Below are 13,705 nucleotides of genomic sequence, written 5' to 3'. Positions count from 1 at the left end.
TGTTCATGTCAGCCCCTCCACCAGCGCGCGGAAATGCTCGCCGCGTTTTTCGAAATCGGCATACTGGTCGAAGCTGGCGCAGGCGGGAGAGAGGAGGACGGTGTCACCCGCCTCGGCCTTCGCGGCGGCAGCAGCCACGGCGCGGTCGAGCGTTTCGCACTGTTCCACCGGCACGTGGGGCTGGAGCAATGCGGCGAAGTCCGGCCCGGCCTTGCCGATGGTGTAGGCGGCCTTGACGTGGCCCAGCTCCGCCTCGCATTCGCCCAGCCCCGGCTCCTTGGCGAGCCCGCCGACGATCCAGTGGATGTTGTCGAACGCGGCCAGCGCGGGAGCGGAGGCAGCGGTATTGGTGCCCTTGCTGTCGTTGACATAGGCGACACCGGAGATTTCGGCGACACGCTCCATGCGGTGCGGAAGGCCTCTGTAACTCTCTAGTCCCGCGCGGATTTGCGGCCCGGCGAGGCCCAGTATGTCGCAGACCTCGATGGCTGCGGCAGCGTTCTCCAAATTGTGAGGGCCTTGCAGCGATGGCCAATCGGCCTGCCCGCTGGGCTCCACCCCCCTGTTCTTCAAGACATCCTCGAGGATGCTCGCAATCGTACCTTCGGCAAATTGGCCCAATACCCGCGCATCGGTAAATCGGGCGATGGAATTCTGACCGCGCCTCTGCATCGCAAGCAGACGCGACTTGCTGGCCGCATATTTCGCGAAATCCCCATCGTACCGGTCCAGATGATCCGGCGTAATGTTCAGCAGCACCGCCACGTCGCAATCGAGCGAATAGGTAAGATCGATCTGGTAGCTCGACAGCTCCAGCACATAGACCCCACCTTCGGGCAAAGGCTCCTGCTCGAGAATCGGCAGGCCGATATTGCCGCCCATGGTGGTCGGCACGCCTGCCTCTTGCAGAATGTGGTGAACCAGCGCGGTGGTGGTCGACTTGCCGTTGGTGCCGGTGATGCCGACGATCTTGTGCGGCGGCAGTTCCGCCCTCGCCTGCGCAAAAAGCTCCACATCGCCGATCACCGGCGCGCCGAAGCTGTCGGCATGGGGCTTGATCGGGTGGGTGTTGAGCGGGACGCCGGGGCTGACCACCACGCCCGCATAGCCGGTCAGGTCCGCCTCCAGCGGATCGCCGATGGCGCAGCGCCCGCTAAAAGGCGCGCGCGCCTCGGCGCGGTCGTCCCACACGAGCACGTCCGCGCCTGCCGTCAGCAGCGCCTCGACCGTGGCCCGGCCGGACCGCGCGAGGCCGAGCACCGCGTATTTCTTGTCCTTCCAGGCGGTCGAGGTGATCATCGTAGCTTGAGCGTCGCGAGCCCCATGAGTGCGAGCACGATCGACACGATCCAGAAGCGGATCACGACCTTGCTCTCCGACCAGCCGAGCTGTTCGAAATGGTGGTGGATCGGGGCCATGCGAAACACCCGCTTGCCGGTGCGCTTGAACCAGAACACCTGGATGATGACGCTGAGCGCCTCGAACACGAACAGGCCGCCGACGATGGCCAGGACGATCTCGTGATGCGTCGCCACCGCAATCGCGCCGAGCGCACCGCCCAATGCGAGACTGCCCGTGTCGCCCATGAAGACGGCGGCGGGCGGCGCGTTGAACCACAGGAAGGCGAGCCCCGCGCCCATGATCGCGGCACAGAAGATCGCCAGTTCGCCCGCGCCCGCGACATGCGGGATGCCGAGATATTCGGAATAGTCCACGCGGCCGACGAGATAGGCGATCAGCGCGAAAGTACCGGCCGCGATGATTACCGGCATGGTTGCCAGCCCGTCGAGCCCGTCGGTCAGATTCACTGCATTGCCCGCCCCGACGATCACAACGGCAGCGAAGACATAGTAGAACGCGCCCAGCTCGACGCCGAAATCATTGACGAAGGGAACATAGACGAAAGTGTTGATCTGGCTGACCGTGATATAGGCGGCCACGCCCGCCACCGCGAATTCCAGCAGCAACCGCACACGCGCGGAAACGCCCTTGTGGCTGGCCTTTGAAACCTTGTCGTAATCGTCGAGGAAGCCGATCAGGCCGAACCCCAGCGTGACCGCGAGACACGCCCAGATGAACGGGTTGCGCAAATCCATCCATACCAGGACCGACAGCGACAGGCTGATGAGGATCATCAGCCCGCCCATGGTCGGCGTGCCGCGCTTGGCAAGATGGCTCTGCGGGCCGTCTTCGCGGATCGGCTGCCCCTTGCCCTGCCGGACACGCAACATGTCGATGAAACGTGGGCCGATCACCAGGCCGATCACCAGCGCGGTCATCAGCGTCGCCCCGGCGCGGAAGGTCTGATAGCGCACGAGGTTGAAGATGCCTTCGAAATTCAACCATTCGGCGAGGAGATAAAGCAAGCAAGCCTCTCGTCGCGTCAGCCGACGCGGGTGAAATGATCCACGAGCCGACCAAGGCCGACCGAGTTGGAGCCCTTGACCAGAATGGCATCGCCCGCGACGACACCGAAGTCCTCGAGCAGCTCGATCGCCTCGTCGGCACTATCGCAATGCGCGTAGGCAAGCGGCTTGCCAAGCGCGGTGTTCTGCGGTTTCCCCAATTCCCGCGCGAGCACACGCATCTCGTCGCCAACCAGCAACGCGTAATCGACATCGGCTTCGATGATCGGCTCGGCCAGGGCGGCGTGGAACCTGGGAGCGAAATCGCCCAGTTCCTTCATCGCTCCGAGAACGGTAATGCGCCGGGTCGAAGGCGTTTGGGCCAGTTGCGCAAGCGTGGCGCGCATGCTGGCGGGATTGGCATTGTAACTTTCGTCGATTAACAGCGCCTTTCCGCCGGGAGCGTCGATGCCATGGCGCGCGCCGCGCCCCTTGAGGCCGCCCATTTCGGCAAGTGCGAGACCGGCCGCCGCCAGATCGCCGCCCGCCGCGCGCACCGCCGCCATGACCGCCAGCGAGTTCACCACCCAGTGATCGCCGGGTTCGGCAACGGTGTAGCACAGCCGTCCTTCGGGGAATTCGCAGGTCACGAGGCTGCCGCCATTGGCGCTGGGAATCGCGTCGAGCAGGCGCATGTCGGCAAAGCGCGCCCTGCCGAAGCTGACGACCCGCGCCCCCACCCGCAGAGCCGCGAGCTTGAGCTGTTCGTAGTGAGGGGTATCGGCGGGGATCACGGCAACGCCACCCGGCTCCAGCCCGGCGAAGATTTCCGCCTTGGCGTCGGCGATCGCCTCCATGCTGCCGAGGTTCTCGATATGCGCCGGGGCGATGGTGGTGATGACCGCGACATGCGGGCGCACTTGCGTCGTGAGGCCCTCGATCTCGCCCGCATGATTCATACCCATCTCGAAGACGCCGAAGCGGCTGCGCGCGGGCATGCGGGCCAGGCTCAGCGGCACACCGACATGGTTGTTGTAGCTGCGGGTCGAACGGTGCGCCGCACCGCGGCTGGCGCGTTCGAGGCTGGCGAAAATCGCTTCCTTGACGCCGGTTTTGCCCACCGATCCGGTCACGCCGATGATTGTCGCTTCGGCGCGGCTGCGGGCCGCGCGCGCCAGCGCCTCGAGTGCCTTGCTGGTGTCTTCGACGAGTATGTGCGGCCATTCGACCGGGCGGTCGACGATCGCCCCGGCAGCGCCATTGGCGAAAGCCTTGTCGAGAAAGCGATGGCCATCCATCGCCTCGCCCTTGAGCGCGACGAACAGATCGCCATTGACCACGTCGCGGCTATCCATTTCGACACCGGCGACCTGAAAATCATGACTTGCAGTGCCGCCGACTGCCTCGGCGATGCTCTTCGCATCCCACAGCGTCAGCGGCAGCCGGTCGCGCGGATCGGCGGGCCATTCGACATAGGCCGGGTGGCGCAGAATCGCCGCGCTCATGCGGCACCTCTGGCTATTTCAGCAGCGCATTCGCGCGCGACATCGACGTCGTCGAAGGGCAACACACGCATGTTTTCTCCCGATCCGATGATCTGACCCGTTTCATGTCCTTTGCCGGCGACCAGGACGATATCGTCCGCGCCCGCTTCGGCAATAGCTGCGAGGATGGCTTCGCGACGTCCGCCAACTTCGCGCGCCCGCGGCGCTCCGGCAAGCACCTGGCGGCGGATTTCCGCAGGATCCTCGCCGCGCGGATTGTCGTCGGTAACGATTACCACATCGCTGGCCTTGGCGGCTGCCTCGCCCATGGGGACGCGCTTGCCATGATCGCGGTCGCCGCCGGCACCGAACACTGTGATCAGTCTGCCATCGACGTGCGGACGCAGCGCCGCGATCGCCGCTTCCAGCGCGTCGGGCGTGTGGGCATAATCGACATAGACCGGCGCGCCCGAAGGCGCGATCACAGCGCGTTCGAGCCGTCCGCGCACTGGCTGCAAACGGGCGACCGCATCCCACACCAGCCCTGCATCGATACCCGTCGCCAAGGCAAGACCGGCGGCCGCGAGAGCGTTCGAAACCTGATAGGCGCCGATCAGCGGCAGGTTGATCGTCCGGTTCTTGCCCTCATGTTCGACCGTCAGCGACTGGCCGAGTTGAGTCGGCTCGCGCTTCGTCAGCCGGATTGCCTCGCCCTGCTCGCCCACGGTCATGATGGCCAGTCCGCGCTTTGAAGCATGTTCGACCGCACGCGCATTCCAGCCGCTTTCGCCCGAGCCCATCCATACGACCGCAGTTGCGCCGTCGGATACCACTTCGTCGAACAGCCGCATCTTGGCCGCGAAATATTCTTCCATGTCGGCATGGTAGTCGAGATGGTCGCGGCTGAAATTGGTGAAACCGGCAGCTTCCACCGCCACACCCTCATTGCGATATTGCGAAAGGCCGTGGCTCGAAGCCTCATAGGCGACATGGGTCACGCCTTCGCGCGCCAGCCCGCTGAGGTTCGACAGGAAGGTGACGATGTCGGGCGTCGTCAGCCCGGTCGAAACGCTTTCATCCGGCGTGGTGACGCCCAGCGTTCCGATACTTGCCGCGCGCTCGCCCGCCATGCGCCAGATCTGCCGCGTCATTTCGACGGTAGAGGTCTTGCCGTTGGTCCCCGTGACGGCGACGATATGATCCGGCACCGGCGTGAAATATTGCGCAGCCAAAGCGGCGAAAGCGCGGCGCGGCGTATCGTCGGCGATATGGATAGCACCTTCGACCTTCGCACCGGGCCGGGCGACCACCGCGACTGCGCCGCTCTCGATAGCGGCGTCGATGAAGTCCTCGCCATTGACCTGCGAGCCCTGAAAGGCTCCGAACACCGTACCGGGCGCAACCTTGCGGTTGTCGATCGCGAAACCGGTCACGTTGATATCGGCATCGCAGGGATACCCCGCTGCGGCGCAGAGCTTGGCAAGCTTCACTTGTTCGCCTCCGGGATCAGCGGCTTGATATCGGAAATATCGACGTCGCGCGTATCGTCGGGGCGCACGCCGATAAGCGGGCCGATGCGCGGAACCAGGCGGCCCACGATGGGCGCCGCGTTCCAGGCGGCGGTACGCTGGTAGGAACTGGCCAGTGTGCCGCGCGGTTCGTCGAGCATGGCGATAACTACGTAGCGCGGCCGGTCCATCGGAAAGGCCGCGGCGAAGGTCGAAACCAGCGCCGTCCGCCGATAGCCCGCCTTACCGCCCGGTTTCTCGGCAGATCCGGTCTTGCCGCCTACGCGATAACCCGGCGCATCGGCGTTCTTGCCGGTACCGTAGATCGAGATCGCCCGCAAAATCTGCCGCATCCTGCTCGACGTCGAGGCCTTGAAGACCCGGCGCCCCTTGGGGGCCTCGCCCGGGCCGAGCTTTTTCAGGGTCGTCGGACGCCAGATACCGCCATTGACCATCGCCGCATAGGCGCTGGCGAGATGCAGGGGGGTCACGGCGATCCCGTGACCGTAGCCGATCGTCATCGAGCGCAGGCGCCGCCACTTCTCGCCGGGCCAGATCGGAAAACCCTTTGCGGGGAGCTCGATATAGGGGCGCTCGTTCATACCGAGATCGATCATAGTGCGGCGCATGCGTTCGGGACCCAGCTCGTCGACCACGCGCGCGGTAACGGTGTTGGACGAATGGATCAGCGTCTCGACCACATTGAGGTCGGCGCCCATGTCATGGCTGTCCTTGATACTGAAGCGGCCGACCTTGACCGGGCTGGCATCCCAGCGCCGACCCAGATTGCGCACCACGCCAGCATCGATCGCCGCGGCAACCGACAAGGGCTTGAAGGTCGAACCCAATTCATAGACCTGGTTGGTCACCCGGTTGAACATGAGTTTTTCGCCGCGCGCATCGATCTTGTTGGGGTCGAATTCGGGCAGCGAGGCCAGTGCGAGCACCTCGCCCGTATCGACGTCGAGCACGATGCCCGCCCCGCCCTGCGCCTGGACGAGCTTCATGCCACGCCGCAATTCGTCTTCCAGCGCGCCCTGAACGCGGGAATCGATTGACAGCGCGACCGGAGTGCCGCGCGTTGCCGGATTGGAAAGCTGCGCGTCGAGCACTTGCTCCATCCCGACGCGCCCCTTGCCATCGGCGGCGACGTAACCAAGAACATGCGCGGCCATCGAACCCTGCGGATAATGCCGGTCGTTTTCCATCGGCATTTCCAGCGCGAGTTCGCCGATTTCCTGCACGCGATTGGCCTCTTCCGGCAGAACGCGGCGGCGGATATAGCCCTGTTTTCCCGAAGCGAGCTGGGCGGTCACGGCGGTCTCGTCGAGATCGGGGAAGATCGCTTTCAACTTTGCCGCAACGGTTGCGGGATCGCGCACCAGCGGAGCCCCGCCTTCGCCCAACGCCTTCGGGTTGAACCACAGAGCATAGGCCGGAAACGCACGGGCAAGCGGCACACCATTGCGATCGGTAATTTCCCCACGAGGGGGCAACAAGGCCTCTTCGAGCGACGTCCCGCGCAATCCCTGGTCGGACATGCCGAGATAGGAAATCCGCACCAGCGCCAGCAGGGCGACGAAAACGAAGCCCAGAACGATCCACAATATGCGCCAGCGAGCGAGCGTCAGCGAGCGCTGCCGCACGGTGACCAGTTGGACGCGGCCGGAGGCCACGGCCATGCTCACCGCCCCGTGCCCGCTCTTGCCTGCGGCGATCGCAGGCCCGAAGCCGGAAAAGGCGTTCACTGGCTCACCTCGGCAACCGCGGCCATGGAGACGGCAGGGCTGGCGAGCCGGTCGGCCAGAGCCTCCGTCGCCGCCAATTCATGCTTTGCCGGCCGCGCCTTTTCGCGTCCCGCCGGATCGTCCTCCAGCCAGTCGGCAAACAACCCGTCTTCTTCTGCCGCCGGGCGGTTGAGCGCGACGCGGACCGGGTCGGGCGCATGGAGGCCGCGCGGGGCACCCAGTACGGCGAGCTGCCTTTCGCTCTCGAGATACTGGTCGGCGCGAGGCGCGGAATATCCGAATTCCACTGCATTCCAGTCGGATAATTGTTGCTGGCTGGCGCGCGTCTCGAATTCGGTTTCAAGCATGAGCTTGGCACGCTGCGCGGCAATGATCTGGCGTTCGGCCAGACGCACGTCGCTCTTCACCGCATTGACCTTGAAGGTCAGTGCGAGGAGCAGCGCGAAACACACGCCGAGGACCAGTGCCCAGCCGATCTGCCTGATGCGCGACCCGCCGACCATCACGCTGCCTCCCGCGCAGGCGTCGCCGTGCGCGTTGCATGGCGCAGAACCGAGGAACGCGAACGCGGGTTGCGCTCGATTTCCGCATCTGTCGGCTTTATCGCTTTGGAGATCTTCGAAAAAACCGGATCGTCCCGCGCAACCATTGGGACATGACGCGAGGCGCTCGGGGTTGAGGACGCCTCGCGCAGGTAGCGCTTGACGATCCGGTCTTCGAGGCTGTGGAAGCTGACCACCGCAAGGCGGCCCCCTTCCCGCAGCAGGTGTTCGGCAGCCGACAATCCTTGGGACAGTTCGTCGAGCTCGCCGTTCACGTGAATTCTGATGGCCTGAAAGGTGCGGGTGGCCGGGTCTTTCTTGTCATGCGGCTTGTGACCCAAGGCCTTGCGTACCACGCGGGCCAGCGCCCCGGTGGTTTCCAGCGGACGCGCGGCGACAATCGCCCGCGCGACGCGGCGCGACTGGCGCTCCTCGCCATAGGTATAGAGGACATCGGCGATGGACGCCTCGTCGGCGGTGTTGAGGAAATCCGCCGCGCTTTGGCCGTCCTGGCTCATCCGCATGTCGAGCGGACCGTCGGACGAGAAGGCAAATCCGCGATGCGCCTGGTCGAGTTGCATCGAGGACACGCCGATATCCATCACCACGCCGTCGACCTTCGCGACGCCGTTCGATGTCATGACGTCGAGCATCTCCGAAAAGCGGTGCGGATGAAGAGTGAGGCGTGGCGGATTGTCCTCCGTTTCGCGCCAGGTGCGGCCCTGGGCAATTGCGTCGGGATCCCGGTCGAAGGCATGCACGGTCGCGCCGCGATCCAGCAGCGCACGGGTGTAGCCGCCCGCGCCGAAGGTCGCGTCGATCACGACGTCGCCGGGCTGCGGATCGAGCGCCTCGATCACTTCGTCGAGCAGGACGGGGATGTGCGGGGCGCCGGTCATTTGCCTTTCGCCTTTGCGTCGGCAAGGAAGCTCTCGCAGGCGGCCTTGGCGCCCGCCCAATCGTCGCCCATCTTGCCGAGCTGATCCGGGTTCCACAGGGTGAAGAAGCGGCCGCCGCCCTGAAAATAGAGACCGCCCTCGATCTGGCCGAGCGTGCGCAGATGGTCGGGCATGACGAACCGCCCGCTATCGTCGAAAGGCAATTCCTGAAAGCCGAAGAGCTGGCTGGAGCGGGTATCGCGATCGAAGTCTTTCCCGAGACGAACCGCCATTTCCTCTTCGCGGTCGAGCTGGGCTTCGAGTTCGGGCTTACGGGACAGGCCGAAGCCGACCAGGCAGGTCCATGTCGGGTGCTTCATCAGACACAAAACGCGCCCGTCGCTGCTTTCCTTGACCGCTTTGCGGAAGAGGGGCGGAAGCACGAAGCGGCCCTTGTCGCCCGCGGGCGAATAGGCCTGTCCGCTATACCCTCCGAAAGACACTGTACCCAAACCCCGAAATCGGTTTTGCTTACCTCCCCATCTGACAAGACTTCTCCGCACTCGCCCGAGCATGCGGGCGAGCCACCCAGCCTGCGGGCCGGGCGCGCATAGACAGTGCTTGTCCGATGTGGTCCGGGTTTACAGCGGGAGAGGCGGGGATGGAAGGGAAATTTGCGGGATTTTACGGGAAAAGCTGACAAACCTCTGATTTACATTGCTATTTTTCCCACCGTCATTCTTGAACACCCTACCAATTCCTTAACGAAAGGTTTGGAAAAGCGCGTGTTTTCAAGGAATCGGTCAAGCGTTCGGGGCGGGCCGCCGGGCTCTGCCCGCGATTTCCCGTCTCAGGCCGCGTCGGCGGTTTCATCCGGCTGCGCGAGGTCGCGCTGCTCGTCCATCAAGGGGCGAAGAAGATGCCAGAGTGCGTCCCTGCGTGCCGAAGGGACCGGGTCGGCCCCCTCCCAATCGAGCACGGCGGCATCGGCGTAAAGGACCGCCGACCCTCGCCCGCGCACGCACCGGGCAAACAGCCCGTCGCCCATGGGCTGGCACGGCCGATCCGCCGCGCCGGTATCCTTGCGGATGAACCGGCCTCGCAAATTCACCGGAAAGCCCCGGCCATCGACTTCGATCATTCTATCGCCGCCAGGCTGATCCTCGTCGAATTGCAGCTCCACGCCCCAGCGTGACAAGATCGGCGAAAGCAGAACCACATCCTGCGGCCTGCGCCGGTCTCCGATCGGATAGCGCGTGTGCCGGGTCAGCATCGGATCGGCGAGGATCACCGCCTTGCCTCCCTCTGCCACCCATCGGTCGAACGCGACGTTTTCCGACGGCGCAAGCGGTCTGGGCTGCGCCAGGATTACGCGGTCCAGGCCTGCCAGCGCATCTTGCTCAAGCGTATCGAGGGGAACCAGTTCAAAGCGCGTTTCGAGTTCCGCGCGCACCCAGTCGGACTTTCCTTCGCCATCGATGAAAGTCCCGATTTCGCCCTCACCCCAGTAAAGCGGTATGCTCGTGAAAAGGCCCAAGCGGGGTTTGGGCAGATCTTCGTGATCGGCCTGCCCTGCCGAACAGGCAGCAGCCAGCAGCGCAAGAAAGGGCAGCAGCGCCCTAGTTCTGAGCCGCTGGAACATCGTCTTCGGTCTGCGGGCCGGATGTCGGAATGGCGGTGGCGGTTACATCCGGCTCTACCGGCAGATCGGGCACCACCCCTGCCTCGACCAACGGATCGTTCTGCGGAGCGGCCTGTGTCGGTTCGGTCGTCGGCGCGGCAGCGGGCACGGTGGTCGCGTCGGTTTCGGCAGCGCGGTCCTGAACGATGCTCGCCAGCCCGATCAGCAGGATCATCATGACAATTCCGGTGATGCCGATCTGCAACCGCTGCACCGTCCGCGCACGCCGCGCATCGTTGCCGGGCACGTCGGGCAGGTCGCCAACCAGCGGCTTACGGCTCATATCGAAGAATTGGTGCACGCGCATGAACCTAGGGAGGCCCGCCCATCAGTCAATCGTCCGTTTGCAACCAGTCAAACACCGGCAAGCCCTTCGCCGCCAGCCATTCCGCATTATAAAGCGTCGAGAGGTAGCGAAAACCCGTGTCGCACAGAATCGTCGCGACACGAGGATTCTCGCGCCCTTCGGCGACCAATTGCTTGCCGAGCGCGATCGCTCCGGCAACATTGATGCCGCTGGACAGGCCAAGGCACAGCCCCTCGTCGCGCAGCAGGCGGGCGACCCAATCCAGGCCTTCCTCATCGGAGACGCGGAATTGCGTGTCGATGGGCGCGCCTTCGAGATTGGCGGTGATACGCCCCTGCCCGATACCCTCCGCCACGGAAGATCCTTCCGCCTTCAGCTCGCCATGGGCAAAATAGTTATACAGCGCCGCGCCATGCGGATCGGTCAGCGCGATGGTGACGTTTTCGTCCAGTTCCTTGAGCCCCATCCCGACTCCGGCGATCGTCCCGCCGGTGCCGGCTGCGCAGGTAAAACCGTCGATCCGGCCATCGAGCTGATCCCACAGCTCCTTCGCGGTCGTCTCGATATGCGCCTTGCGGTTGGCCGTATTGTCGAACTGGCCCGCCCAGATCGCGCCGTCGATCTCTTCCGCCATGCGGCGCGAGACGTGCTGGAAATGGTTGCAGTCGGCATATTTGGTCGGCGGGACGGTGACCAGCTCCGCGCCCAGCGCGCGGATGGTCTGCATCTTTTCCTTCGACTGGTTGTCCGGCATTACGATGATCGTGCGATAGCCCAGGGCATTGGCCACCAGCGCGATGCCGATACCGGTATTGCCGGCCGTGCCTTCGACCACCGTACCGCCGGGTTTCAATTCGCCCCGCTCTTCCGCATCGCGGATGATGTAAAGTGCTGCGCGGTCCTTCACCGAGGCGCCGGGATTGGCGAATTCGCATTTGCCGAAGATATCGCAACCGGCTTCCGCGCTCGGCCCCTCCAGGCGGACGAGCGGCGTATTGCCGATGAGGTCGAGCGTCTGCTCGCGTACGGGAATTGTAGTCATGCATGCGGAGGTAGTGCGCCCCCGATGCGAGCGCAAACTACAAGCGCTTGCAGGGCGGAAAGGGGGATTGAGTGTTTGTTCCGTGCGCCCCGAACACCCGCCCGGCCCGTGGATGTTCCATCCCGCGCGCCTGCCGGTGTTCTTGTTGGGTGCGGTCAGGACATCCGTCCCGACCTTGCTGTTCCAGCCTGCTCCCCCTCCCGGCCGCCCCCGACCGCCCACAGAATACCATGCCTTGGGTGGCCGGGAGGGGAGCGGGATGGGACAGGGCGCAGCGACTGACGCAGTCAGGTGCGAACAGACGCCATTAATCCTCCGGCGCGATCGTAACCTTCAAGCCGTCCAGTTCCGCCGTAAACGGGATCTGACACGACAGGCGCGACGTAGCTACGCGATGGTCGGTCGATTCGAGCAGATCGTCCTCATCCTCGCTCATTTCGGGAAGCTTGTCGGCAAAACCCGCATCGACATGGACGTGACAGGTCGCGCAGGAACAGCAGCCACCGCATAATGCGAGGAGTTCGTCGAAGCCGTTGTCGCGGATCGCTTCCATAACGGTCAGGCCGTCGGCGACATCGATCTCGCTTGTTTCGCCTTCGCGGGTGGTCACGATCAGTTTGGGCATTACGTCTATCCTCGGTTGCAAAGGGCCACTGGCCCAACCTATGCGTGGCGCTGCTATTCAATCGCGACGGGGAAGGCAAGTTCACTCGCCATGGGGCTGACCAATGCACAATTGCGCGAGCATCTGGATATTGTCGCTGCGGACGACGCGGCGGTGGCCGCGGCGATCATGCGTTGCGGTTATCCCGAAGAACGCATCCGTCCGATCGGCTACAAAACCTTGCTGCGTACGATTGTGGGCCAACAGGTCAGTGTGGCGGCTGCCGCATCGGTCTGGAACAAGCTCGAAGCGGAGCTGGGCGAAGACATGCCCGCGCATGAATTGCTTTCGAGAGATTTCAATACCTTAAGGGCATGCGGGCTGTCGCGGCAGAAACAGGGCTATGCGCGATCGCTATGCGAACTCGTCGCCAATGAGGAAATCTGCCTCGAAGATCTGCCGACGGACGACGAAGAAGCGATTGCGGAATTGACCCGGATCAAGGGAATCGGCCGCTGGTCGGCAGAGATATATCTGTTGTTCGCCGAAGGCCGTCCGGACATCTGGCCCGCAGGCGATTTGGCCGTTCAGGAAGCGGTCGGTCGGCTTCTCGACCTGCCGGAACGACCGAGCGAGAAGCAAACGCGAGCCCTAGGCGAGCAATGGCGGCCCCATCGCGGCGCGATGGCCATCTTCACCTGGCACACCTATAACAACGCGGCGCTGTAGAGCCGCTGGAGGGAGAGAGAACATGAGCGATCGCAAGGCGATTTTCATCACCGGGGGCGGCTCCGGCATCGGGCGGGCGGTCGCCCTGTATTTCGGCGCGCGCGGGTGGTTCGTCGGCCTTGGCGACATCGACAAGGCGGGCATGCGCGAAACCGAAGAGCAGATCGGCAACGGCTTCGTCTATTCGCATGTTCTCGACGTCCGCGACCGCGCGGCCTGGGACGAAGCGCTCGAAGCCTTCTCGGTTGCGGCCGGCGGTCGCATCGACGTGGTGTTCAACAATGCCGGCATCCCGCTCGGCGGATCGCTGCTCGAAAACAGCACCGAAGAAATCGAGCGCTGCCTCGACATCAACTTGAAAGGCGTGCTGTTCGGTGCGCAGGCCGCGTATGCCCACCTCCAGAAGACCGCGCCGAGTTCCTGCCTGCTCAACACGGCCAGCGCGGCGGGCATTTACGGCACGCCCGGGGCCAGCGTCTATTCGGCGACCAAATTCGGGGTTCGCGCGATTACCGAAAGCCTCGATGGCGAATGGGCCGAGGATGGCATCAGGGTGCGCTCGCTAATGCCCAGCTTCATCGACACCCCGCTGCTCGACCATAACCCCAATGCGCGGACCAATGAAGGCATCCGCCAGCGGGTGCGGGACGCGGGGCTGGAGATAACGCCGGTCGAGGAAGTCGCTGCCGCGGCCTGGGCCGCAGTCCATGGCGAAAAGCTGCACACCACCGTGGGCAAGACCGCCAAGACCATGGCCTTCGCCGCGCGCTGGCTGCCTGGCCGCGTCCGCAAGCAGACCCGTTCGTCGTTCCGCCCGCTGGGCCAGTAACGCCTTTC

The 13,705-nt window shown here is 64.4% G+C and carries 14 protein-coding genes; 2 read left to right on the top strand and 12 right to left on the bottom strand.

Annotated features, from left to right (window positions below):
• Nucleotides 1-3 precede the first annotated feature (3 nt).
• The 12 genes from murD to DVR09_RS06265 all read right to left on the bottom strand — a co-directional run bounded on the left by murD (nucleotide 4) and on the right by DVR09_RS06265 (nucleotide 12,160).
• Complete coding sequence (murD, locus tag DVR09_RS06320) at nucleotides 4-1,299, bottom strand: UDP-N-acetylmuramoyl-L-alanine--D-glutamate ligase (RefSeq protein ID WP_115416195.1); 1,296 nt, start codon at nucleotides 1,297-1,299, stop codon at nucleotides 4-6.
• On the bottom strand, nucleotides 1,296-2,366 hold the full coding sequence (gene mraY / locus DVR09_RS06315; protein WP_115416194.1) for a phospho-N-acetylmuramoyl-pentapeptide-transferase: 1,071 nt from the start codon (nucleotides 2,364-2,366) through the stop codon (nucleotides 1,296-1,298). The genes murD and mraY overlap by 4 nt, the downstream gene beginning before the upstream one ends.
• A 17-nt stretch (nucleotides 2,367-2,383) precedes the next feature.
• A complete protein-coding gene (locus tag DVR09_RS06310; RefSeq protein ID WP_115416193.1) occupies nucleotides 2,384-3,850 on the bottom strand; it encodes a UDP-N-acetylmuramoyl-tripeptide--D-alanyl-D-alanine ligase in 1,467 nt (488 codons plus the stop codon).
• On the bottom strand, nucleotides 3,847-5,319 hold the full coding sequence (locus DVR09_RS06305; protein ID WP_115416192.1) for a UDP-N-acetylmuramoyl-L-alanyl-D-glutamate--2,6-diaminopimelate ligase: 1,473 nt from the start codon (nucleotides 5,317-5,319) through the stop codon (nucleotides 3,847-3,849). Before DVR09_RS06305 ends, DVR09_RS06310 begins: the two co-directional genes overlap by 4 nt.
• Entirely contained in the window at nucleotides 5,316-7,019 is a 1,704-nt protein-coding gene (locus DVR09_RS06300) for a peptidoglycan D,D-transpeptidase FtsI family protein (protein WP_115417821.1), read from the bottom strand. The genes DVR09_RS06305 and DVR09_RS06300 overlap by 4 nt, the downstream gene beginning before the upstream one ends.
• Before the next feature lie 62 nt (nucleotides 7,020-7,081).
• Nucleotides 7,082-7,588, bottom strand: a complete 507-nt coding sequence (locus tag DVR09_RS06295; protein WP_115416191.1) for a hypothetical protein — start codon at nucleotides 7,586-7,588, stop codon at nucleotides 7,082-7,084.
• Nucleotides 7,588-8,526, bottom strand: coding sequence for a 16S rRNA (cytosine(1402)-N(4))-methyltransferase RsmH (gene rsmH, locus DVR09_RS06290; protein ID WP_115416190.1), 939 nt, complete (start codon nucleotides 8,524-8,526; stop codon nucleotides 7,588-7,590). The genes DVR09_RS06295 and rsmH overlap by 1 nt, the downstream gene beginning before the upstream one ends.
• Nucleotides 8,523-9,008 carry a division/cell wall cluster transcriptional repressor MraZ gene (locus DVR09_RS06285; protein WP_115416189.1) on the bottom strand — a complete coding sequence of 162 codons (486 nt, stop codon included), beginning with the start codon at nucleotides 9,006-9,008 and terminating at the stop codon, nucleotides 8,523-8,525. The genes rsmH and DVR09_RS06285 overlap by 4 nt, the downstream gene beginning before the upstream one ends.
• 347 nt (nucleotides 9,009-9,355) lie before the next feature.
• A complete protein-coding gene (locus DVR09_RS06280) occupies nucleotides 9,356-10,147 on the bottom strand; it encodes a motility-associated ABC transporter substrate-binding family protein (protein WP_115416188.1) in 792 nt (263 codons plus the stop codon).
• On the bottom strand, nucleotides 10,125-10,487 hold the full coding sequence (locus DVR09_RS06275; RefSeq protein ID WP_162814869.1) for a hypothetical protein: 363 nt from the start codon (nucleotides 10,485-10,487) through the stop codon (nucleotides 10,125-10,127). The genes DVR09_RS06280 and DVR09_RS06275 overlap by 23 nt, the downstream gene beginning before the upstream one ends.
• 31 nt (nucleotides 10,488-10,518) lie before the next feature.
• On the bottom strand, nucleotides 10,519-11,535 hold the full coding sequence (locus DVR09_RS06270; protein ID WP_115416186.1) for a cysteine synthase A: 1,017 nt from the start codon (nucleotides 11,533-11,535) through the stop codon (nucleotides 10,519-10,521).
• A gap of 307 nt (nucleotides 11,536-11,842) precedes the next feature.
• On the bottom strand, nucleotides 11,843-12,160 hold the full coding sequence (locus DVR09_RS06265) for a 2Fe-2S iron-sulfur cluster-binding protein (protein WP_115416185.1): 318 nt from the start codon (nucleotides 12,158-12,160) through the stop codon (nucleotides 11,843-11,845).
• Nucleotides 12,161-12,250: 90 nt separating this feature from the next.
• Between DVR09_RS06265 and DVR09_RS06260 the strand changes: the two genes are divergently transcribed.
• Together DVR09_RS06260 and DVR09_RS06255 are read left to right on the top strand one after the other, a co-directional pair.
• Nucleotides 12,251-12,868 (top strand): DNA-3-methyladenine glycosylase family protein, encoded by a 618-nt coding sequence (locus tag DVR09_RS06260; RefSeq protein ID WP_115416184.1) that lies wholly within the window; start codon nucleotides 12,251-12,253, stop codon nucleotides 12,866-12,868.
• Nucleotides 12,869-12,890: 22 nt separating this feature from the next.
• Nucleotides 12,891-13,697 (top strand): SDR family oxidoreductase, encoded by an 807-nt coding sequence (locus tag DVR09_RS06255; RefSeq protein ID WP_115416183.1) that lies wholly within the window; start codon nucleotides 12,891-12,893, stop codon nucleotides 13,695-13,697.
• The last annotated feature ends 8 nt before the right edge of the window (nucleotides 13,698-13,705 follow it).

The organism is Erythrobacter aureus (assembly GCF_003355455.1).
GTDB classification, from domain to species: Bacteria; Pseudomonadota; Alphaproteobacteria; order Sphingomonadales; family Sphingomonadaceae; genus Qipengyuania; species Qipengyuania aurea.
Note: the sequence above shows the minus strand (reverse complement) of the source record. Positions and strands in the feature narration are given on the sequence as shown.